Origin of the sequence: Paenibacillus sp. NPDC058898 (assembly GCF_049316025.1) — a bacterium.
GTDB lineage: Bacteria > Bacillota > Bacilli > Paenibacillales > Paenibacillaceae > Paenibacillus_AQ.
Genome location: NZ_JBMOSM010000004.1, coordinates 547,795 through 567,822 on the forward strand (window position 1 = coordinate 547,795; position 20,028 = coordinate 567,822).

20 protein-coding genes are annotated in these 20,028 nt (G+C 49.4%); 13 read left to right on the forward strand and 7 right to left on the reverse strand.

Annotated features, from left to right (window positions below; translation table 11 throughout):
• Nucleotides 1-134 precede the first annotated feature (134 nt).
• Entirely contained in the window at nucleotides 135-2,282 is a 2,148-nt protein-coding gene (locus tag ACOZB4_RS14470; RefSeq protein WP_379406413.1) for a YhgE/Pip family protein, read from the reverse strand.
• Nucleotides 2,283-2,311: 29 nt separating this feature from the next.
• Nucleotides 2,312-2,698: a hypothetical protein gene (locus tag ACOZB4_RS14475; protein WP_379406412.1), complete on the reverse strand. Its 387-nt coding sequence runs from the start codon at nucleotides 2,696-2,698 to the stop codon at nucleotides 2,312-2,314.
• 181 nt (nucleotides 2,699-2,879) lie between these two features.
• Between ACOZB4_RS14475 and ACOZB4_RS14480 the strand changes: the two genes are divergently transcribed.
• Nucleotides 2,880-3,389 carry a Crp/Fnr family transcriptional regulator gene (locus ACOZB4_RS14480; RefSeq protein WP_379406411.1) on the forward strand — a complete coding sequence of 170 codons (510 nt, stop codon included), beginning with the start codon at nucleotides 2,880-2,882 and terminating at the stop codon, nucleotides 3,387-3,389.
• Between the two features lie 149 nt (nucleotides 3,390-3,538).
• On the opposite strand, the gene hmpA is transcribed toward ACOZB4_RS14480, so the two are convergent.
• A complete protein-coding gene (gene hmpA, locus ACOZB4_RS14485) occupies nucleotides 3,539-4,744 on the reverse strand; it encodes an NO-inducible flavohemoprotein (protein WP_076320828.1) in 1,206 nt (401 codons plus the stop codon).
• A gap of 489 nt (nucleotides 4,745-5,233) precedes the next feature.
• Between hmpA and ACOZB4_RS14490 the strand changes: the two genes are divergently transcribed.
• Nucleotides 5,234-5,926: a YitT family protein gene (locus ACOZB4_RS14490; RefSeq protein ID WP_379406410.1), complete on the forward strand. Its 693-nt coding sequence runs from the start codon at nucleotides 5,234-5,236 to the stop codon at nucleotides 5,924-5,926.
• 71 nt (nucleotides 5,927-5,997) lie between these two features.
• On the opposite strand, the gene ACOZB4_RS14495 is transcribed toward ACOZB4_RS14490, so the two are convergent.
• The 3 genes from ACOZB4_RS14495 to ACOZB4_RS14505 form a co-directional block, all read right to left on the reverse strand.
• Nucleotides 5,998-6,180, reverse strand: coding sequence for a hypothetical protein (locus ACOZB4_RS14495; protein ID WP_379406409.1), 183 nt, complete (start codon nucleotides 6,178-6,180; stop codon nucleotides 5,998-6,000).
• 136 nt (nucleotides 6,181-6,316) lie between these two features.
• A complete protein-coding gene (msrA, locus tag ACOZB4_RS14500) occupies nucleotides 6,317-7,282 on the reverse strand; it encodes a peptide-methionine (S)-S-oxide reductase MsrA (protein WP_076320831.1) in 966 nt (321 codons plus the stop codon).
• A gap of 91 nt (nucleotides 7,283-7,373) precedes the next feature.
• Entirely contained in the window at nucleotides 7,374-7,985 is a 612-nt protein-coding gene (locus tag ACOZB4_RS14505) for a TVP38/TMEM64 family protein (protein ID WP_379406408.1), read from the reverse strand.
• A 518-nt stretch (nucleotides 7,986-8,503) separates the two neighbouring features.
• Between ACOZB4_RS14505 and ACOZB4_RS14510 the strand changes: the two genes are divergently transcribed.
• The gene (locus ACOZB4_RS14510) at nucleotides 8,504-9,205 is read left to right on the forward strand and encodes a TerC family protein (RefSeq protein WP_098742919.1); all 702 of its coding nucleotides are present in this window, start codon (nucleotides 8,504-8,506) and stop codon (nucleotides 9,203-9,205) included.
• A 92-nt stretch (nucleotides 9,206-9,297) separates the two neighbouring features.
• Nucleotides 9,298-9,612, forward strand: a complete 315-nt coding sequence (locus tag ACOZB4_RS14515; RefSeq protein ID WP_076320834.1) for a hypothetical protein — start codon at nucleotides 9,298-9,300, stop codon at nucleotides 9,610-9,612.
• A 101-nt stretch (nucleotides 9,613-9,713) separates the two neighbouring features.
• On the opposite strand, the gene ACOZB4_RS14520 is transcribed toward ACOZB4_RS14515, so the two are convergent.
• Nucleotides 9,714-10,532: an AraC family transcriptional regulator gene (locus ACOZB4_RS14520; RefSeq protein WP_076320835.1), complete on the reverse strand. Its 819-nt coding sequence runs from the start codon at nucleotides 10,530-10,532 to the stop codon at nucleotides 9,714-9,716.
• A 140-nt stretch (nucleotides 10,533-10,672) separates the two neighbouring features.
• On the opposite strand from ACOZB4_RS14520, the gene ACOZB4_RS14525 reads away from it, so the two are divergent.
• The 9 genes from ACOZB4_RS14525 (at nucleotide 10,673) to nirD (ending at nucleotide 20,026) form a co-directional block, all read left to right on the forward strand.
• Nucleotides 10,673-11,773: a Gfo/Idh/MocA family protein gene (locus ACOZB4_RS14525; protein ID WP_379406407.1), complete on the forward strand. Its 1,101-nt coding sequence runs from the start codon at nucleotides 10,673-10,675 to the stop codon at nucleotides 11,771-11,773.
• Between the two features lie 172 nt (nucleotides 11,774-11,945).
• Nucleotides 11,946-13,031, forward strand: coding sequence for a Gfo/Idh/MocA family protein (locus ACOZB4_RS14530; protein ID WP_213645199.1), 1,086 nt, complete (start codon nucleotides 11,946-11,948; stop codon nucleotides 13,029-13,031).
• A gap of 57 nt (nucleotides 13,032-13,088) precedes the next feature.
• A complete protein-coding gene (locus tag ACOZB4_RS14535) occupies nucleotides 13,089-14,057 on the forward strand; it encodes a sugar phosphate isomerase/epimerase family protein (protein WP_076320838.1) in 969 nt (322 codons plus the stop codon).
• Nucleotides 14,058-14,100: 43 nt separating this feature from the next.
• The gene (locus ACOZB4_RS14540) at nucleotides 14,101-14,823 is read left to right on the forward strand and encodes a ThuA domain-containing protein (protein ID WP_339272084.1); all 723 of its coding nucleotides are present in this window, start codon (nucleotides 14,101-14,103) and stop codon (nucleotides 14,821-14,823) included.
• Between the two features lie 176 nt (nucleotides 14,824-14,999).
• Complete coding sequence (locus ACOZB4_RS14545) at nucleotides 15,000-15,668, forward strand: uracil-DNA glycosylase (protein ID WP_379406406.1); 669 nt, start codon at nucleotides 15,000-15,002, stop codon at nucleotides 15,666-15,668.
• 147 nt (nucleotides 15,669-15,815) lie between these two features.
• Complete coding sequence (locus ACOZB4_RS14550; protein WP_076320841.1) at nucleotides 15,816-16,136, forward strand: winged helix-turn-helix transcriptional regulator; 321 nt, start codon at nucleotides 15,816-15,818, stop codon at nucleotides 16,134-16,136.
• Nucleotides 16,137-16,318: 182 nt separating this feature from the next.
• On the forward strand, nucleotides 16,319-16,996 hold the full coding sequence (locus ACOZB4_RS14555) for a hypothetical protein (RefSeq protein WP_339272085.1): 678 nt from the start codon (nucleotides 16,319-16,321) through the stop codon (nucleotides 16,994-16,996).
• Nucleotides 16,997-17,174: 178 nt separating this feature from the next.
• The gene (nirB, locus tag ACOZB4_RS14560) at nucleotides 17,175-19,613 is read left to right on the forward strand and encodes a nitrite reductase large subunit NirB (protein ID WP_379406405.1); all 2,439 of its coding nucleotides are present in this window, start codon (nucleotides 17,175-17,177) and stop codon (nucleotides 19,611-19,613) included.
• Between the two features lie 95 nt (nucleotides 19,614-19,708).
• Nucleotides 19,709-20,026, forward strand: a complete 318-nt coding sequence (gene nirD, locus ACOZB4_RS14565) for a nitrite reductase small subunit NirD (RefSeq protein ID WP_379406404.1) — start codon at nucleotides 19,709-19,711, stop codon at nucleotides 20,024-20,026.
• Nucleotides 20,027-20,028: the final 2 nt, after the last annotated feature.

The window sequence follows — 20,028 nt, forward strand, 5'->3', positions numbered from 1 at the left end:
ACTCATGTTGTAGTCAAATAGTCTTTCTGTGTGAGTATACGGACCGAAAGGAGGCTAAGATGGCCGACCAGCCATCCAAGCATGCCCCGAACAACGCATCGTGTGCACAAGGAGCAGTGCGCACGATGTACAAATTAATGGATGAGCTTCGAGGCTTTCGCTTTGCGGACGAGACCGCCGCTGGCCCGGTTGATCGGCTTCTTGAGTGCAATCCCGATCATTAGCGCAATTGCCGCGAAGATCAGCATGAACAGGACATCTCGGACGACAATATCCCATAGAATGCCACCAACGGCTTCTCTCATCATGCTGATGGCGTAGGTGAATGGCAGATACGGATGCAATGCTTGGAAGAACGGCGGTGTCATCTGGATCGGAAACGTTCCGCCTGCGCCTGCAAGCTGCAGCACGAGCAGCACGATGGCCATCGCTTTTCCGACATTACCGAATACGGACACCAGCGTATATACAATCAGCATGAAGATGGTGCTAATCAGCAGCGCAAACAAGATGAACCAGCCCGGATTCACCAAATAGGTTCCCAGCAGATAGATATCACCTAGGGTAACGAATAGCGCTTGGAACAGGGCGATGGTCAAAAAGGTTAAATAGCGTCCGAAGTAAACCTCGATGCTGCGGAAGCTTCTCTCTTCATCATGAACCTCAACGGAGAGCAGGGAAACAAGCAGCAGGGCACCTACCCACAAGGATAACGTCGTGAAGAAGGGAGACATGGCGGACCCGTAGTTCGGGATAGGGTAGAGTCGATTCTCTTCCAGCGTAACAGGCTCGGCAAAAAACTGGCTTTCGAGCTCGAAATTATTTTGAAGCAAATCGATAACCTCTTGGATATCCCCTGCAGCTTCCATCTCACGCAGCCGATTCGCCAGCTGTGTAATTCGAAGCTCGGCCTCCGGCAGACGGCTTTGGGCCAGCTGTACTTCTTCGCCGCCTACCTTGAGCCCTTTCTGGGCATCTTTGAGCAAATGCTGAATGTCGGGGACGCTGGCAAGCGCCTGGGTCAGCTCCTGCTGAATACGCTTGGCCGTGCCTGCGCCCTTGGTGAAGGATTTGCTTATCGCTGGACCAATCTCCGTATCGTATCGGCTTAACACCGTGTTGGTTAGTCCCGTAATGTCATCGTTTAGCTTCTTCAGCTTATCGATGGCATCTGCAGGTGTTTCTTCTCCCCGTTCCACGGCTTGCGCTATGGTTTGGAGCACGGTTTGGGCTGAGGTCCATCGTGCGGCAATATCCTCAAGCTTCGCCGCCCCGGAAGCTGCCGCCGGGGAGATCGAGCCCAGTCGCTTGAACAATTGACCCAGCCGGGTCGCGGCTTGCGCTGCTGTCTTGGCGCGTTCCTGCGCAGCGTTCAGGCGGCTGGTCAGCTCCTTCGGGTCGATGTTGGCTTGTCCTAGAGCGTCCAGCACTTGTGAGAGTGCTCCGGTGGTTGCAGCCAGTACCTCCAAGTCCTGACGCAGAGCAGGCTCCAGCGATTTCGAGGCACCAGCGGCCTCATTCGCGAACTCCGCCAGCGCACCGGCCATAGCCTTGCCGTCCGTGGCGATTTCTTCAAGGCGAGGCAGAGCGGTGCCAGCTTGCTGAACCAATCGGTTGGCCAGCTTAATATCCTTTGCGGCTGTGCCCACCGCTTCATTGAGCTCCGGAAAGCTTTTTTCAAGCCGGAACAGAAGATTTCGTACTTTATTGATGGCCGGGAGCTGGTTCTCGATCTCAATCCCGAGTGTGTTGAAAATCTCGAAGATGGTGCCGTTGGCGGTTTTGATGAAGTTTTTGCTGATTTCCTCTACAACACCGGATGCGCCCTTGGCCGTCACTTTGGGAGAAATGGCGTTGATTTTCTCATTTGTATAATAAAGGATCTGAGCTTTGACAGGCTCATTGCTCAGCACGGTGCCGATCCGGGCAGAGAAGTTCTCCGGAATAATGATGGCGGCATAATCATCACCGTGCCGTACACCCTGAATGGCGTTCTCACTATCCTCCGTAAACCGCCACCCCAGCTTCTCATTTTGATGGAGGGACTCCACGATTTCTTTACCCAGGTTAATGGGCTGGTCGCGAAGAGTGGTGCCTTTATCCAGGTTAGCAACGGCAATAGATACACCGGAGGTCTGGCCATAGGGATCCCATGAGGCCTCAATGTTAAACCAGGCATACAGAGAAGGAAGAATAGCAAGCCCGGTAATGATGACGCCTGCAGCCCAATTACGGATGATTCTATGGATATCGGCAGAATATATGTGAAAGATATTCTTCATGCGCGCTCCTATCTTGTACGTAGTTGGTGCTAGTATGCCGCAAAATCCGTGCCAAGATACGAAACGAGCCGATCCTTTATCTCTTCCCTCAGGGAGTGCCATTCGCAGAGAAGACTGCATTCATATCCGCGACACAAATACTGAACCTGCAGCCCTTCCGCGGCTGTACGGCTCTGGCTATGAATCCGGATGCCGCGCCGCCTCATCTGCTGCTGCATGATCCAGGCATGATCCGAATCTTCTTTTTTAATTAGCTGCAGATTTAAGATATAGAGGTCAGCCATTTTGAGTGTAAGGGTCTTGAGAATTTGAATATCCCGCTCGAGAACAGACTGAATGAAGTGATGCAGCAGATAATCTCGAATCAGGGCTTCGTCTTCTAGTGAAGGCGGAGGAGGCGTGGAAGGCTTCATCATAAGAGACACATCCTAAGACATGAAATACATAAGAACATATGTTCTATCATACACATGGTATGCCAACAATATACGGCGTGCAACCATTAAATATTGGCAATTGTTTATTGATCCCAGTGGATTCATGGCGGCATATCGTTTACACTCCTGATAACTGCATTCATCAGGAGGCGATTCATTAATGATTCTTCATAAAGGCGAAATATTGTTCAGGCAAGGGGATAGCGGGGACCATCTATATCACATCCGGAGCGGATTGTTCAAGGTGACCCGTCTCCATCCGAACGGCAATATGGTGCTTTTCAATATTTTATATCCTGGTGAAACGGTGCCGCATCATTCGTTGATCAGCCCGAAGGAGACACATGGAACGGCGATCGCTCTGATCCAGAGCGAAGTGGAGCTCATATCGGCTGAAGCTTGGTACCGCCAGCTCGAGGAGGATCCGCAGAAACCGCTCGAGGTCGCCAGATTGCTGCAGGAAAAGGTGCGGTTCATGCAGATGAGGCTGGATCACTTGACGGTAGGAGGACCTGCGGAGCGGCTTGAACTGCTGATCCAGTGGCTGGATGAGTATTCACAGGGAATACACTTGACCGAGTATCTGACTCAGGAAGAGATCGGACAGCTGATCGGCGTGAGAAGAGAAACGGTAAACCGGCTGCTGCGGGAACAGGACAAGCACATCTAGCCCGAATTGCGAACGATATAAACGGGGCAGGATACATAGGAACTTCTTCGCAGAATAATCATTGACAGCAAGCTTGTTCAACCCAAAAGGGGTGCCTGTCTTTATGCAAGACAGGCACCCTTTGATTAGGCTTGACTCCGTATGGTTAATTAATCTTCCAATGTACCTGCCGGGCCAAAGAATTCATAATGAATCCGGTCGGAAGGTACCTCCATGGATTTCAGTTGACTGTTAACGGCACGCATGAACGGAACCGGACCGCAGAAGTAGAAGTCGGCTTTCGCATCGACGGTTTTGCGAAGGAAATCAAGATCAATATAGCCTGCTTGGTGGCACTGATCCTCGGATTCCGGCTGTTCATAAATGACGTAAGAGGTTAGCTGCGGATGCTTGGAGGCGAGTGCATCGATATGAGACTTCATCGCATGCTGACTACCGCACTTGGCCGCATGAATAAAGGTTACTTTCCGGCCGGGTTGATTCAGCAGCACGGTTTCCAGCATAGCCACCATCGGGGTCAAACCGACACCGCCGCTGATCAAGGCAAGCGGAAGGTCACTGTCCGTATCCAGGGTAAATGTACCGGCCGGAGCCGTGACCTCGAGAACGGTCCCAACCTCAGCCTGACGGTGCAGCCAAGTGGAGACGATGCCGGCAGGTTTTCCTTCTAACTCATCCTCACGCTTGACCGTTATTCTGTAGTAAGGCTGACCCGGTGCGGACGAGAGACTGTAATGACGATTATGATAATAGGTTTCACCTTCAGGTTTTACCCGGAGCGTAATGTATTGACCGGGTTCATAAGCGGAAATCTCACCGCCATCTTGTGGGACCAGATAAAAGGAAGTGATGACAGAGCTTTCTTCCACTTTCCGGTCAATCACGAAATTACGGTATCCGCTCCAACCGCCGGTCTCGTTCGCGGCTTGTTGGTACATATCTGCTTCAATGCCGATGAAGACATCGGCAATGGCGCCGTAAGCTTCGCCCCAGGCCTCGATAATTTCGGGTGTTGCGGCATCTCCCAGCACTTCTTTCATGGCGGCGAGCAGTGTTTCGCCTACGATTGGATAATGCTCGGGCAAAATGTTTAATGCCCGGTGCTTGTGTCCGATCTGCTTAACAACCGGCACGATCGCTTCAAGGCGGTCGATATGGGCTGCGGCAGCGTACACGGCATTGGCAAGGGCAAAGGGCTGTTTTCCTTCTCGTTGATTCGCATGGTTGAATATGTTAAGAAGCTCCGGATGATGATGAAATAATTTTTGGTAAAATGCAGTCGTGATTGCCGTTCCATGAGTTTCAAGAACAGGAACGGTCGATTTAACGACTTCAATCGTATGCTGGCTTAACATGTGGACTCCCCCTGATTCATAAGTCGAATTCGTGTTCAATTTAAGTATAGATAAGGGAAGAAAGGGCACTTGTGATTTTGGTCACATCGGATTTAGCGAATATGTGAACAGAACAGGGGTATTTTTATGGAGGAGAGTTCTGAAAGCGGGTTTTTTTACATATTTCATATATATATTCCAGTTCATTCTAGCCAGCTGTTTAGCTTGTATGCCAACTGTGTTATAATAATATTAGCAGTCTAATTAAAACGAGAAAGGATCAGGATACCATGTGTCCCCGAAGGACGAATCCCCAAAGGACGATTTGGAAACGTTATGATCTCTCATACACATAGCTTCTTTCGTAGAGCGAAGTCGGATGTCTGAAGACAAGGACGGTCTCTCACGAAAGGATGGGAACTATGGTTCGAAGGATGAACTCCTCCAGGTTGCCTCTATGTAGAGATTGGCCTATGTCTGACCAATCTACTACGACAAGAGGGATCCTGTATGAGGAAAAGACAAAACACAATTATCACGATGTCGGCGATGTTGTTCGGAACGTTTTTAATGGCTTTTACGTATTATCACATTAATTTTTACAATCATTTAACTGAAGGCGGCTTTGTCGGCCTTGCGCTGCTTGGCAAATATGCGCTTGATATTCCGCCTGCATTAAGTATGGTCCTCATGGACATACCGGTTCTGCTGATTGCCTTGTTTATCAAAGGTCGGAAGTTCATTATCAATACCGTTGTTGCGGCGAGCATGTTTACGTTGTTCTACGCATTGATCGAGCGGTATTCCACGCTTGTGATCGATCTGAATCATAACTTGCTGGCAGCCGCGCTGCTGTCCGGTTTATTGACGGGCTTTGGCGCTGGCATCGTGCTCCGCTATGGCGGGGCGACAGGCGGTGACGATGTGATCTCCGTGCTGTTCAGCGAGTGGAGCGGGCTTAAGGTAGGGACGGTGTTTTTCCTAATGGATGCCGTAGTTCTGCTATTATCGCTATTCTACATGCCATTGGTTGAAACCTTATATACTATATTAGCCGTATCGATTGCCGGACAAGTGATCACCATCACAGTGACGTACGGTACCGAGAAAACGGAAAAGAAACCGATTCGGAAGGCGGTCCGTGCCCCAAGCACCCCGGTTACTCCGAAGACAGCGCAGCCAACTGTTAGCGGCCGTTCATAATACGGTCCAACTAAGAGAAGCTCACCCGCATGCAGGGTGAGCTTCTTTCGTATATCTATGATGTTGTGGGGTTACTCCTCTTCTTTGGGATGATTCTCATCCCATTCCTGTGCCTTGGCGGTGGCGATAGCGATGGCACGTCCTTCGTCGTAGTCTTCCTCCAGCAGGGCATTGGCAATTTCCACGGCTTTATTCCTAACCCGCGGCTCTAGATTTTTCATGGATGGCGGATAATCATGTTTGTTCCAAGGCATATTGCGATCCCTCCAGTTCAACTGTTATTCGTATGTAGTGTATATTACCCCGTGTAACCAAATTGAATAAGCGTGTTCAATGGCACGAAAAAAGTGCATTGCCCCCTGAAGGACAATGCACTTGGGATACTTCGATTTATTCAAACAGCTGCAAATACTCGCCATAACCTTCCTTTTGCATCTCTTCCTTCGGTACAAACCGCAGTGCCGCGGAATTGATGCAGTAACGAAGTCCGTTCGGTCCAGGACCGTCGTCAAATACATGACCGAGGTGCGAGTCTCCTTTTTTGCTTCTTACCTCGGTACGGACCATCATATGGGTGAGATCCATTTTTTCCTTGATGTTGTATTCGCGAATCGGACGGGTGAAGCTCGGCCATCCGCAGCCGGCATCATATTTGTCCGTAGAGCTGAAGAGCGGCTCGCCGGATACGATGTCCACGTAAATGCCTTCTCCGTGATGGTCCCAGAACTCATTGTGGAACGGAGGTTCGGTTGCGTTATTCTGGGTTACTTCATATTGGATCGGTGTCAGGCGCTGTTTAAGCTCGGCTGGGTCTACCGAATCCGACCAATGCTGCTCAATGAAATCCTCGCGTCCCGAGCCTTTGCGATAGCGTTTGTAATGGCTCGGATTTTTCTTGTGATAATCCTGATGGTATTCTTCAGCTTCATAGAAAGTGCTGGCTGGTATGATAGGCGTTACGATCGGCCCGTCGAATCGTCCGCTGGCAGCTACCTCTTCTTTGGATTGTTCGGCAAGCTTGCGCTGCTCCTCCGTATGGTAAAAAATAGCGGTCCGGTAAGATGTCCCCCGATCATGGAATTGTCCGCCCTCATCCGTAGGATCGATTTGCTGCCAGAAGAGCTCAAGCAGCTTTTCATAAGGGAACACTTCCGGGTTATATGTGATTTGAACGGCCTCGTAATGACCCGTTGTATCAGAGCATACCTCTTCATAGGTCGGATTTTCCTTATGGCCGCCCGTATAGCCGGAAACGACCTTCAGAATGCCCGGCAGCTCATCAAAAGGAGAGACCATACACCAGAAGCAGCCTCCCGCAAAGGTAGCCAATTCACTTGGGGTTGAACGATTATTCATCTATTATCCCTCCATCGTTATAACATTTTAAATGTAAGTCTTACTCTATATTATAATCATTTTGGTCAGGGAAACCAAAATAATGCTCCATTTAATTCTGTCTCCCTTTATACCACCGGATAGCGGCCAGACATAATGCGGTAACTAGCATGAGTCCGCCCGCGATACTCACAAAGAGGAGCGGATGATCGGCAAACCCGCTGCCTAGCCAAGCATACAGGAGAATCGCAGGGATTTTACCGATGGCTGAAGCGGTTGTGTACGTCCAGAATGGTATGGATGCGACACCTGCATAAATATTGACGGCCATTTGCGGTATGATGGGCAGTAGGCGCGCGAGCAGGATCGACTGAAAGGGGCGCCGTTCGACCACGGCTGTAAACCTATTGACAGCCGCATATTTACTGAGCAGTCGCCTGCCGGGCTCCTGGTACAAGGACCGTACAGCCGCGTACAGGATGACGGCCGCTATCGTGGTTCCGAACCACGAAATGGCAGCAGCCCAGACGGTTCCATATGCATAGCCAAGAATAGCGATGATGACTTTGTAGGGTGCAATGGGAAATAAGGCAAGCAGGGTTGCCAGTAGGATCATCAGGTAGAGTGGGGGATTTCCTCCTAACCAGTCCATGATTTCTTGTCGGTATGCAAAAGCCAGCGTCAGTGCTGTTGTATAAATTGCGGGTATGATCCATCTCTTCATGAAGAATCCTCACTTTGCGAAATTCAACCAGAATAGCACCATGATAGCAAAAAAACAGGAATACTGCCCACATTTGAGACAGCTAAGCATCGTATCTAGGGTGGAAAAAATTGAATATACAAGCGATTTTTCATATGTTATAATATGTCCAACCGAATAGTTCCCAAAGGGGAGTAGCTTCATAAGAAAACCTTCTATCGTGGCCTTTTCAAGGATGAGCGACCGCGATTCAAAGGTAGGTTTTCTTGCGATATAGAATTTTATGGGCTCACTGATAACTTATAAATTCTATATCGTAAGTAAAGTCGTCATTACGGGATTAACCATCCCCGGCTTTATTGGCAACGATTATGTTGTTTAGCGAGACCTTTGCCTGATTTATTTATGAATGAGGTGGAGGTCTATTTTTGCGCCCGAAAAACGCTGTAGACCTTATTAACTAAGGCAACAGCGTTTTTTTTTGGATGGAGGACATCGGTAGGTAAATCTAAAGAGAATGAAGAAAGGATGGGAGAAACATGGATTTGATGTCGATGGAATTTTGGACGGCGCTGCTATCAATTGTCCTCATTGACCTTGTGTTGGCAGGCGATAACGCGATTGTTATCGGGCTTGCCGCTCGTAATGTCCAGAAAGCGGACCAGAAGAAGGTCATCCTGTGGGGTACCGTCGGAGCGATTATCATTCGTATCGTGGCCACCCTCCTCGTTGTACAGCTCTTAATGATCCCTGGCTTACGCTTGATCGGTGGGTTTGCTCTGTTGTGGATTGCCTACAAGCTGATAGTGGATGAGAAGCAGCATGAAATTTCCGCTGGCAACCAGATGTGGGCGGCAATCCGTACGATTATTATTGCGGACGCGATGATGGGACTGGATAACGTGCTTGCTGTAGCTGGCGCTGCTGGGGAAAGTTTCATGCTGGTTATTATCGGACTTGCGATTTCGGTTCCAATTATGGTGTGGGGCAGTACCATTATCCTGAAGTTGACGGATCGCTTTCCAATTATCATTACGATCGGTGCTGCGGTGTTAGCCTGGACCGCATCAAAGATGATTGTGGAAGAGCCGATGATTCACAGCTGGTTTGCCAATGGCGTTCTGAAGTATGGTTTTGAAATTCTCGTTATCGCCATAATCATCAGTCTTGGAACTTGGATGAAGAAGAAGAATGACCAAAAAGCGAAAAGCAACCCGGTACAGGTCAAGATGGTCGACTAGTCTAGACTTTGTCTGAGCTCAAAGTAAACGGTATAATGTCTTCATGAACGAAGAGAGCGCCGAAGTCCTTTTCGCATGAGGAGGGGTAATACATGGAATTTACGGAAAAATCCGTAGAAGAACGGATTGCGGAGTCGTACCGCCAGGACGAGGATATGATGATCCTCGTGTTTGCCCAGTGGTGTGTGAATCACGGACTGGACCCAGCGGAACTGTACCGTAAGGCATATCCGAATCAGCCGGATAATGAGCGGCTGGCGCGGGTGCTGGAATTAACGGTGCCCAAGGAAGAAGCTGGTGAAATACCGGATCAGACCCTACTTGGTGTCCTGTCGTTATTTGGTAATGAAGATTTGGCTATCGTTGTAGCCGAGGCAGCGGCCACGCTAGGCCCTGATAAGAAGTAAATGTGGAATCATGGCATATCTTACATGTGATTCAAGAGAGAAGCGGGTCGACCAAGGAAAAACCTTGGTCGACCCGCTTTTTATCCCACAGATAGGACGGCTCAATTTGACGTTCGACTGGCCATGCGGAATTGTTTAGGCGAAACGCCGAATCGGGAGCGAAAAACGCGGTGAAAATAAGTATAGTTGGCAAAGCCGGAAGTTTCGGCGACATCCTCCAGCGAGAGAGGGCTGAACACAATTCGTTCCTTGGCCATGCTCAGGCGAACGTCCATGGTGTATTGCATGATGGTAGTGCCAAACGCTTCTTTGAACAGATGAACTGCCCGGGAGACACTGATGCCGACATGGGCAGCGACATCCTCCAGCTTGAACATCGAGGAGGCATTCTCTTCAATGTAATTTTTCATGCGGTAGGCTAAATACGTCTTGGGCGTGGTCGATGGCTGCTCCGATAACAGGCGATCCACTTCGAGGCACAGAATCCGTACCGTGTAATCTGAAATCTCCGGATAAGGATCCGATACACGACGCTGCTCCAGCAGAATTTGCCGAAACAGACTCAGGTAACGCTCTTCCAGTGGAACCCGAATTTTGGTTGGGCGTTTCTTGGAATTCCACCACGCGTCAGCCCATGCCCCCTTAAAGAAAATATGGTAATCTCCGCTTTCGATGGTTAATTCACCTAAAGCGTTATATTCGTCATCTATTCGTAGTTCATAGGGTTGTCCTGGCGTGAAGATTAACAGATCCCCTGCCTCAACGAGTGACAGCTTGTCATCAATTTTGGCACGGCATTTGCCGTCGGTCTGCCATCGCATCAAGTAGGTATCGAAACCGTCAGCCAGGGACATCTTGAAAGGTTTACGATGAAATGAGAAATCCGCTGCTACGACTTGGTTGGAAAGATTTGAATCCATTGCTAAAGTCCCCTTTGAAGAATAAGAAAATAATGACCAGATTGTTCATGTTTTAATCATATTCTTCATTTTAAACGAAAGCATAAAAGAATACCATGGTACTAGTCCGAGCACATCTAAACACTCAAGGAGTGACAGCGATGAAAAAAATGAAAGCAGGTATAATTGGCTGCGGAACCATCAGCGGCGTATACTTCACGAACTTAGAGAACAGCCCTTGGGTTGAAGTCGTGGCATGTGCTGACCTTATTCCGGACAACGCAAAGAAAAAGGCCGAAGAGTTCAACATCCCGAACGTGTATACCGTCCAGGAGATGCTTGCACAGACTGACATTGAGTTTATTATTAATCTGACCATTCCGGCCAGCCACGCCAATGTGGATATCGCTTCCCTGGAAGCAGGAAAGCATGTGTACAGTGAAAAGCCGCTGGCGATTACCCTTGAGGAAGCTCGCCGTGTGCTAAATATGGCGGATCAAAAAGGACTTCGCGTAGGCTGCGCACCCGATACGTTTTTGGGCTCCGGCGTACAGACGGCTAAAGCCGCTATCGAATCCGGGCTGATCGGCAGACCTGTTGCCGCAACGGCGTTTATGATGGGTTCAGGACCGGAAGCTTGGCATCCTAATCCTGAATTTTTTTACGCGTCGGGTGGAGGTCCAATGATGGATATGGGTCCTTATTATGTATCGGCCCTGGTAGAGCTGCTTGGTCCTGCAAGCCGGATCAGCGCATCCACAGGCATCCAGATTCCAGACCGCGGCATCGGCTCTGGCCCGCGCCAAGGACAACCGATCACGGTTCAGACTCCAACGCATTTGGCAGGAACGCTGGATTTTGAGAACGGTGCCATTGCAACCATGATTACCAGTTTTGATATCTTTGGCGGATCGAATCTGCCTTGGATCGAAATCTATGGCACGCAGGGAAGCCTGAGTCTCGGGGATCCGAACTTCTTTAACAGCGAAGTGAAGCTCCGAAAGCACGGTTCCGATGAATGGGAGCTGCTTGACCCTGCATTTGAATGCGGGAAGAACGAGCGGGGGCTTGGTATCAACGATATGATCCAATCGATTCATGAGCAGAAGGACCATCGCGTCAGTGCCCGTCTGGCATACCACGTGCTGGAGATTATGCAGTCGTTCCAGCAGTCTTCGCTGGAGGGCAGACATATCGTTCTGCAAAGCACATACCGCTACGGCAAACTTCCGGCGCCGCAGCAGATAAACAAGGTGGAGTAGCGAACTGGCAGCCCGGTTCATATTCTTGTACACTGGTTATGAACGACATGCAAACCAGCTTCTGACGGATCTGACAGGATGATGAGTTCTTGGCTAGGATCCGCATGAAAGCGTTGCACTAATATTTGGAGAGTTTTCAAAATGATCAAATGCCTATGGGGAGGAAATGGACATGTCGAAAACATTGAAGATCGGAATTATCGGTTGCGGGGGGATCGCCAATGGCAAGCATATGCCGAGCTTGAAGAAGCAGGCGCAGGCCGAATTGGTAGCTTTTTGCGACATCGTTGAAGAACGCGCGCAGAAGGCGGCTGCTGAATACGGGGTTGAAGGCGCGAAAGTATACACGGATTTCAGAGAACTGCTGCAAGACGGTAGCATCGATGTCATTCATGTGTGTACGCCGAACGATTCGCACTCCGAAATTACCGTTGCATCCTTGGAAGCCGGGAAGCACGTGATGTGCGAAAAACCAATGGCGAAAACCGTTTCCGAAGCCAAAGCCATGCTGGACGCCGCTAAGCGTACAGGAAAAAAACTTACCATCGGTTACAACAACCGTTTCCGTGATGATAGCATGTATCTGAAAGAGGTCTGCGAGGAAGGCGAGCTGGGCGAGATCTACTACGGTAAAGCACTAGCTGTTCGCCGCCGTGCCGTTCCGACCTGGGGCGTATTCCTTGACGAAGAGAAGCAAGGCGGAGGTCCGTTGATCGATATCGGCACCCATGCACTGGATTTAACCTTGTGGTTGATGGACAACTACAAGCCGAAGAGCGTGCTTGGATCCACGTTCCATAAACTGGGTCAACGCGAGAATGCGGCGAATGCGTTCGGTCCTTGGGATCCGAAGGAGTTCAAGGTAGAGGATTCGGCATTCGGGTTCATCACGATGGAGAACGGCGCAACGATTATTCTGGAATCCAGCTGGGCTCTTAACGTCGTTGAGACGGGCGAAGCCAAAGCCGTCCTTGCGGGTACGGAAGGCGGAGCTGACATGAAGGACGGTTTGCGTATTAACGGCGAGAAAATGAGCAGATTGTATGAAACCAAAGTGGATTTGAATGCTGGCGGCGTCGCGTTCTATTCCGGTTCCAAGGAAAATGATGCGGACCGTGAAGCCAGAATGTGGCTGGAAGCCATTATTGAGGATAAGGATCCAGTGGTTAAACCGGAGCAAGCGTTTGTTGTAACGCAAATTCTGGAAGCGATCTATGAATCGGCGAAGACAGGAAAAGCGGTTTATTTCGATAACTAAATATTACATCATTACTAATACTCATTACTAATACTAAGGTAAACCAGGAGGTATACAATGAAATTAGGCGTATTTATGGTATTGCTGAGCGGACGTAAATTGGAGGATGCTTTGGACTATGTGGCATCCAAGGGGCTTAAAGCGGTTGAGATCGGAACAGGCGGTTATCCGGGTAATGCGCATTGCAACCCGGTCGAGCTGCTGGAGAATGAAACCGCGCTGAAGAACTTCAAAAATGCGGTGGAATCCCGTGGGTTGATTATTAGCGCACTGAGCTGCCACGGCAATCCGCTTCATCCGCAAAAAGCAATCGCGAAAGAGTTTCATGACACATACGTAAAAACGGTAGAACTTGCCGAGAAGCTTGAAGTACCTGTTGTTAACACATTCTCCGGCTGTCCAGGCGACCATGAGGATGCCAAATACCCGAACTGGCCCGTTGCGCCTTGGCCTAACGACTACCAAGAGATTCTGACTTGGCAATGGGATAACAAGGTCATTCCTTACTGGACCGAATGGGGTAAATTTGCCGCAGACCGCAATGTGAAGATTGGCTTGGAATTGCACGGCGGCTTCTCCGTCCATACGCCAGGCACGCTGCTCCGCTTGCGTGAAGCTGCAGGCGAAGTGATTGGGGCCAACCTGGATCCGAGTCATATGTGGTGGCAAGGGATTGATCCTGTTCAAGCGATTCAAATTTTGGGCCGCGAAGGGGCAATCCACCACTTCCACGCGAAGGATACAAGCATTGACCCGATCAACGTCAACAAGCACGGTCTGACCGATATGCAGTCTTATGCCAACATGCTGGATCGCGCATGGCAGTTCCGCAGCGTAGGCTATGGACATGATGTGAAGGAATGGGCTGATATGATGAGTGCCCTTCGTCTGGTTGGATATGATTATGTCGTAAGTATTGAACATGAAGATGGATTGATGTCCATCGAAGAAGGCTTCTCCAAAGCGGTGCAAAACCTTCAGCAAGTGCTGATCGAAGAGCCGCTTGGGGACATGTGGTGGGTCTAACAGCGTAGAGTAAGCCGAATAAGCAATTAGGGGGAACAGCAACATGCTTAACGTAACCATTTGGAATGAATTCGTGCACGAGAAAATCCATGACGAGGTTCGCAGCGTTTACCCGACAGGGATTCATACAGCATTGGCAGAGGGTCTGCAAAATCCGGATTTTGTCATCAGAACGGCAACGCTCGACCAGCCGGAGCATGGATTGACGGACGATGTACTGGATTCAACCGATGTGCTGTTGTGGTGGGGGCATATGGCTCATGACCAGGTTAGTGATGAAATCGTAAACAAGGTCGTTAAACGCGTGCAGGATGGGATGGGGCTGATCGTTCTTCATTCCGGACATTTTTCCAAGCCGTTCAAAGCGTTAATGGGTACGAGCTGCGATTTGAAATGGCGCGAAGCAGGGGAACAAGAGATTATTTGGAGCGTGAATCCAACGCATCCGATCGCGGCGGGAATTACAGGTCCGATCATCATCGAGCACGAGGAAATGTACGGGGAATTCTTTGATATTCCAGCCCCAGATGAGCTGGTATTTGTCAGCAATTTCGAAGGCGGCGAAGTATTCCGGAGCGGTTGCACGTTCAAGCGCGGTCATGGGAACATTTTCTACTTCCGTCCGGGGCATGAGACCTATCCAACCTACTACAACCCCGAAGTGCTGAAAGTGATCACCAATGCGATTAACTGGGCTTATTCCACGGCAGGCAAGCAAACCTTCGGCAACAGTCAGCCGGTTCGTGCGCTTCCCGTTTTAGTCTAAGCTATGAGCAGCATTTTTTAAAAAGCAATGAGTTCACGAGTCGTTCAGGGTGTAGTCCTTGAGCGGCTCGTTTTATCGTTAATGATGAATGTTCACGGAAATGTTTTTGCCGGCTAGGGATAGAATATACCTAAGTCTGGGGTATTGTATGATATACAAGAAGGGGGGCTGTACACATGAGTGGAGTACAAAGCGCACCTGTAGATCCCGCAACCATCGCCATATGCCAGGCCAAGCTGGCCCATCAACCCGTTGAGGGCTTCCTGCTCGGAAGAGGAGTCCGCTTCGCCAAAATTATGTTTATTGGAGAAGCACCCGGGGCCCATGAGGTTCTGGAAGGCTTACCTTTTGTAGGGCAGGCCGGACAAGAGATGAACGCCTACCTGGAACGCCTGAACCTGACCCGGGAGCAAGTGTATATTACCAGTGCCATGAGAAGCAGGCCTTATAAGGAAAAGGTAATCGTGAGGTCCACGGGCGAGAGTGTCATCAGCCGTTCCAATCGCACACCGACGAAGGCGGAAATATTGGCCCATGCACCTTTGCTTGATGAAGAGATTCGATGGGTTCGCCCGCACATTATTGCACCCATGGGAAATACGGCGCTGCACCGGTTAATCGGAAGCCATGAAACGGTGACATCGCTGCACGGCAAACTGATGGAGGGGCCGGTCCAGCAAGCAACCGATCCGGAGAATCCAGATAGGGGTTATATGTTCTCGGCGGAAACCTATAAGATATTCCCTCTATTCCATCCAGCGGCGGTACTGTATAATAGGAAATTATCCACTTGGATCGAGAAAGATTTGGATATTTTGGCTCGTATATTATGGGATAAGCGCTGATTTTATGGGAAAAAGGGGCTAGGTGGTTTTCAGTTTCTCGGAAATGTGCTAAAATGAAACATACTTACAATTCGTAAGTTTTCTAGATTTTTAATTAAGCTTATGAATTTCTATAAACAAGGTGACTTCGTAAAGAGGTGAAGGGATATGGAAGTTACAAATGTTACGATGTGTCCCCGTTTTGAATCTGCATTTTCTTTTCTGGGCAAACGGTGGAACGGTTTGATTATTCAAACGTTGATGAGCGGGCCTAAGCGCTTTAAGGATATTTCGAATTTGATTCCGTCCATGAGCGATAAGATGCTCTCTGAGCGGATGAAGGATTTGGAATGCGAAGGCATTTTGATTCGTCATGTTTATCCTGAAACACCGGTACGTATTGAATATGAACTGACTGAAAAAGGCAAGGCACTTCGTCCGGTGATGGAGCAAATTTCATTCTGGGCGGAACAATGGGTCGAAAGATGAGTCATCTTAAGACTCCCCTTGATGATTAAACCCTGGCATGAGACATCCTCATTTCAGGGTTTTTTTCTAAATGGAAGTATGATTCCTGTTTCTTTACGGCAAAAATAGGTGGACATGCACCAAGCGGACGCAGCTGCTATATGATGTAAATACCGAGAGCAGCATATCAAGGAGGCGAGCCCATGACCAAGCGAACGTATATCTCCCGTTTCCATTATGGACAAGAGGACATCTCAGAACTTGAAAACGCTTCATTAAAAGTGCTTCATATTTTTGAGAAGACCAAACGGATGCTGAGCCAGTATGTGCCGGATTCCTTGTGGTTAGCTGCGTCTGGAACAAGCCCGGAATCTGCAGAATCCGTTAGCCATAGCGGTGCCGATGCTGTTGATATGTTTCAGAAATGGGTCAAAGCCCCCGGCGGATGGAAGTTCATTGGTTATGAAACCGATCGATTTCATGCGTCCACCGGGCAGAATATAGGACGTACGGGAAGATTTCTGCAGATGATCATCTGGTCACTCTATGAGAAAATCGTAATGCTGCATCCTTTCCTTGGCAGCGAGCCGTTTTTTGACGGGGAAGAGCTGGATGTGATCGCAAATTATTTTGTGCCTACGTATATCAGCGCCGTACCGTTGGTGGAACAAGGAAAAGCCTTTAAGACTATTCAGGCGGGCATCGTTCTATATCAGGAGCATATCCAGGCACCTGCCGTCATTATGCAATCGGATCGAGGCTTATTGGAGGGGAACTGGATGACCGGGGTGAACCTGGACGCGAAGGGATTTGCCGGGATTCGCCCTTATTTGAAAGTTCCTAGCGGCGAACGAGCCTATATGGAAGCCGATATTATATAGAGAGCATGCCTCCTCATAACCTTGTTCGAAGTGGACAGGGTTATTCGGCATTTTTATTTTAAATTTTAATGATTTATGTGAAAAATATCACAAAAATTAATGCGATCAGACGATATAATTTATGTGAAAGCAACGGAATACCACGATCTAGATAAATGTGTCGGGGAGGAATCAATCGATGTCCAATATAAAGAGAGAAAAGTTAATTGTCATCGGCAACGGTATTGCCGGGATTAGTACGGTCGAGCAAATCATTAAATTGGGTGGGAATTTTGACATCACCGTCATTGGACAGGAGCCTCATCCGAATTATAACCGCATCATGCTGTCGTATGTGTTGGAAGGCAGCAAAACCTTGGATGATATTGTATTGAATGATTGGAAATGGTACGAGGATAACCATATCACTCTGCACACGGATGCCACTGTAACTGCCATCGATGGGGAACGCAAGGTCGTGACCGCCGACAACGGATTGACTGTGCCTTATGACAAAGTCATAATAGCAACGGGCTCGAAGCCCTTTATTTTACCCGTGCCGGGCAGTGACAAAGAAGGCGTTATCGGTTTCCGAAACATTGCCGATTGCACGCAGATGCTTCAAGCCGCTAAGGCGTACAAGAAAGCGGCTGTCATTGGCGGGGGACTTCTGGGTCTGGAAGCTGCCAAGGGATTGGTTAGCCTGGGCATGGAGGTGACGGTGGTTCATCTCATGCAGGATTTGATGGAGAGCCAGTTGGATTCGATGGCATCCGGCATGCTGAAAAGGGAGCTTGAACAGCAGGGCATCAATTTCTTATTAGGCAAACAAACAACCGAAATATTGGGAGATACCAGAGTTACGGGACTCCGCTTCAAGGATGGGGATGAGCTTGATGCCGACCTGGTGGTCATGGCAGTGGGCATCAGAGCGAACACCGAGATCGCTAAAGCGAGCGGGATCGAAGTGAACCGGGGAATCGTCGTTAATGATTATCTTCAGACTTCCTGGCCGGATGTGTATGCGGTCGGCGAATGCTGCGAGCATCGGGGCGCATGCTACGGCCTGGTTGCACCGTTGTTCGAGCAGGGACAGGTATTGGCGAAGCATCTATGCGGTGTGGAAGGCAAGCCTTACGAGGGAAGCATTGTATCGACGAAGTTGAAAATCAGCGGTGTGGATGTATTCTCTGCCGGAGAATTCATGGAGCAAGCCGAGCACTCGGTGATCACCGCAAAAGATGATTGGCGCAAGACCTATAAGAAAATATTAATTCGCGACAATATCATCGTTGGGGCGATATTGTTCGGAGATGTGAGCGATTCGGCAAGCCTTCAATCCATGATTCGGAAAAAGACAGCCATGACGGATGAGATTTACGATTCGATCATGGGTACTGACAGCGCAGGAACAGGAAATGGCAAGGCATTTTCACTGGAGAAGATGCCCGATGATGAAATCGTGTGCGGCTGCAACGGCGTAACCAAAAAAGCCATTGTGGATGCCATTACTCTACAGGGTTTTACGACAGTGGATGAGATTAAAGCTTGCACAGGAGCTACCCGCTCGTGTGGCGGCTGTAAACCTGTCGTGGAGCAAATACTCCAGAGCGTATTGGGCGATGGCTTTAAGGCGGCAGGCAAACAAGGCATATGCTCGTGCACAACGCTTGATCGGGACGAGATTGTCGCCGAAATCCGTGCCAAAGGACTCAAGACAACGAAAGAAGTCATGCATGTTCTAAACTTCAGCAATCCGGAAGGCTGCTCGAAATGCCGCCCGGCCATTCATTATTATCTGGCGATGCTGAACCCGGTAACCCATCAAGAAGAGAGGGAATCCCGTTTTGTCAACGAACGGATGAACGCCAACATTCAGAAAGACGGCACGTACACGGTCGTCCCAAGAATGTACGGCGGCGTTACCACACCGGAGGATTTGAAGAAAATCGCGGATGTATCGCTTAAATATAATGTGAAGGTTGTAAAGGTAACCGGAGGACAGCGTCTGGACCTCATCGGTGTTAAGAAGGAAGATTTACCGAGTGTTTGGGAAGAGCTCGATATGCCGTCGGGTTATGCTTATGCCAAATCGCTGCGGACCGTGAAGACCTGTGTAGGTTCCCAATTTTGCCGTTTCGGTACGCAGGATTCGATGGGCATGGGGGCATTCCTCGAGGAGAAATTCGAGAGACTGGATTTCCCAGCGAAATTTAAATTGGCGGTCAACGGGTGTCCGCGAAACTGTGCCGAGTCGTGCACGAAAGATATCGGGATCGTAGGCAATGACGGTGGATGGGAAATATTCGTTGGAGGCAACGGCGGAACGAAGGCACGTCTGGCTGATTCGTTCTGCAAAGTGAAAACGGATGAAGAGCTGGTCGAAATCTGCGGAGCCTTGATGCAGTATTACCGTGAAACCGGCAAGTACCTGGAGAGAACATCGGAGTGGGTAGAGCGCTTGGGATTGGAACAAATCCGAGCGGTTATCCTGGACGATACCAAGCAGTGTAAGGAACTGGTGGAGAGAATCGAGCTTGCCTTGCAGCAAGTCGAGGATCCGTGGAAGAAAGTGCTGAACGACGAGAAGCTGCGCAATACGTTATTTGAGGATGCAAAACCGGTCAGCAGCAAATAAAAGAGGGAGGAATCTACTTCCCTCTTGCCGCCTGAACATAGAGAGCTTTTCGCAGTATGGATGGGGATAGAAAAGAGAAGTGGAGGTCGAATGTTATGGAAACTGGAAAATTTATTACGGTAGGGAATGAACATGATTTTCTATCACAGATCGGAAGGGTGGTCCAACTCGGAGATCGGGAGATTGCCGTCTTCCGGACTTCGGATCATCAATGGTTTGCGCTGGACAATCAAAGCCCTCATCCCAAAGGTGGGCCACTCTCGGAAGCCATCGTATCCGGGCACTACATCTACGATCCGTTATATGACTGGAAAATTGAGCTTTCAACCGGGCTCGTACAAGCTCCGGATAAGGGTCAGGTTCGTGTATACCCGATTCGCGCCGTGGACGGAAAGGTTGAGGTGGGTGTTTAAGG

What these genes read in the sequence shown, in the direction of transcription:
- ACOZB4_RS14470 (WP_379406413.1), bottom strand. Translation starts at nt 2,282, where the DNA reads ATGAAGAATATCTTTCACATATATTCTGCCGATATCCATAGAATCATC.
- ACOZB4_RS14475 (WP_379406412.1), bottom strand. Translation starts at nt 2,698, where the DNA reads ATGATGAAGCCTTCCACGCCTCCTCCGCCTTCACTAGAAGACGAAGCC.
- ACOZB4_RS14480 (WP_379406411.1), top strand. Translation starts at nt 2,880, where the DNA reads ATGATTCTTCATAAAGGCGAAATATTGTTCAGGCAAGGGGATAGCGGG.
- hmpA (WP_076320828.1), bottom strand. Translation starts at nt 4,744, where the DNA reads ATGTTAAGCCAGCATACGATTGAAGTCGTTAAATCGACCGTTCCTGTT.
- ACOZB4_RS14490 (WP_379406410.1), top strand. Translation starts at nt 5,234, where the DNA reads ATGAGGAAAAGACAAAACACAATTATCACGATGTCGGCGATGTTGTTC.
- ACOZB4_RS14495 (WP_379406409.1), bottom strand. Translation starts at nt 6,180, where the DNA reads ATGCCTTGGAACAAACATGATTATCCGCCATCCATGAAAAATCTAGAG.
- msrA (WP_076320831.1), bottom strand. Translation starts at nt 7,282, where the DNA reads ATGAATAATCGTTCAACCCCAAGTGAATTGGCTACCTTTGCGGGAGGC.
- ACOZB4_RS14505 (WP_379406408.1), bottom strand. Translation starts at nt 7,985, where the DNA reads ATGAAGAGATGGATCATACCCGCAATTTATACAACAGCACTGACGCTG.
- ACOZB4_RS14510 (WP_098742919.1), top strand. Translation starts at nt 8,504, where the DNA reads ATGGATTTGATGTCGATGGAATTTTGGACGGCGCTGCTATCAATTGTC.
- ACOZB4_RS14515 (WP_076320834.1), top strand. Translation starts at nt 9,298, where the DNA reads ATGGAATTTACGGAAAAATCCGTAGAAGAACGGATTGCGGAGTCGTAC.
- ACOZB4_RS14520 (WP_076320835.1), bottom strand. Translation starts at nt 10,532, where the DNA reads ATGGATTCAAATCTTTCCAACCAAGTCGTAGCAGCGGATTTCTCATTT.
- ACOZB4_RS14525 (WP_379406407.1), top strand. Translation starts at nt 10,673, where the DNA reads ATGAAAAAAATGAAAGCAGGTATAATTGGCTGCGGAACCATCAGCGGC.
- ACOZB4_RS14530 (WP_213645199.1), top strand. Translation starts at nt 11,946, where the DNA reads ATGTCGAAAACATTGAAGATCGGAATTATCGGTTGCGGGGGGATCGCC.
- ACOZB4_RS14535 (WP_076320838.1), top strand. Translation starts at nt 13,089, where the DNA reads ATGAAATTAGGCGTATTTATGGTATTGCTGAGCGGACGTAAATTGGAG.
- ACOZB4_RS14540 (WP_339272084.1), top strand. Translation starts at nt 14,101, where the DNA reads ATGCTTAACGTAACCATTTGGAATGAATTCGTGCACGAGAAAATCCAT.
- ACOZB4_RS14545 (WP_379406406.1), top strand. Translation starts at nt 15,000, where the DNA reads ATGAGTGGAGTACAAAGCGCACCTGTAGATCCCGCAACCATCGCCATA.
- ACOZB4_RS14550 (WP_076320841.1), top strand. Translation starts at nt 15,816, where the DNA reads ATGGAAGTTACAAATGTTACGATGTGTCCCCGTTTTGAATCTGCATTT.
- ACOZB4_RS14555 (WP_339272085.1), top strand. Translation starts at nt 16,319, where the DNA reads ATGACCAAGCGAACGTATATCTCCCGTTTCCATTATGGACAAGAGGAC.
- nirB (WP_379406405.1), top strand. Translation starts at nt 17,175, where the DNA reads ATGTCCAATATAAAGAGAGAAAAGTTAATTGTCATCGGCAACGGTATT.
- nirD (WP_379406404.1), top strand. Translation starts at nt 19,709, where the DNA reads ATGGAAACTGGAAAATTTATTACGGTAGGGAATGAACATGATTTTCTA.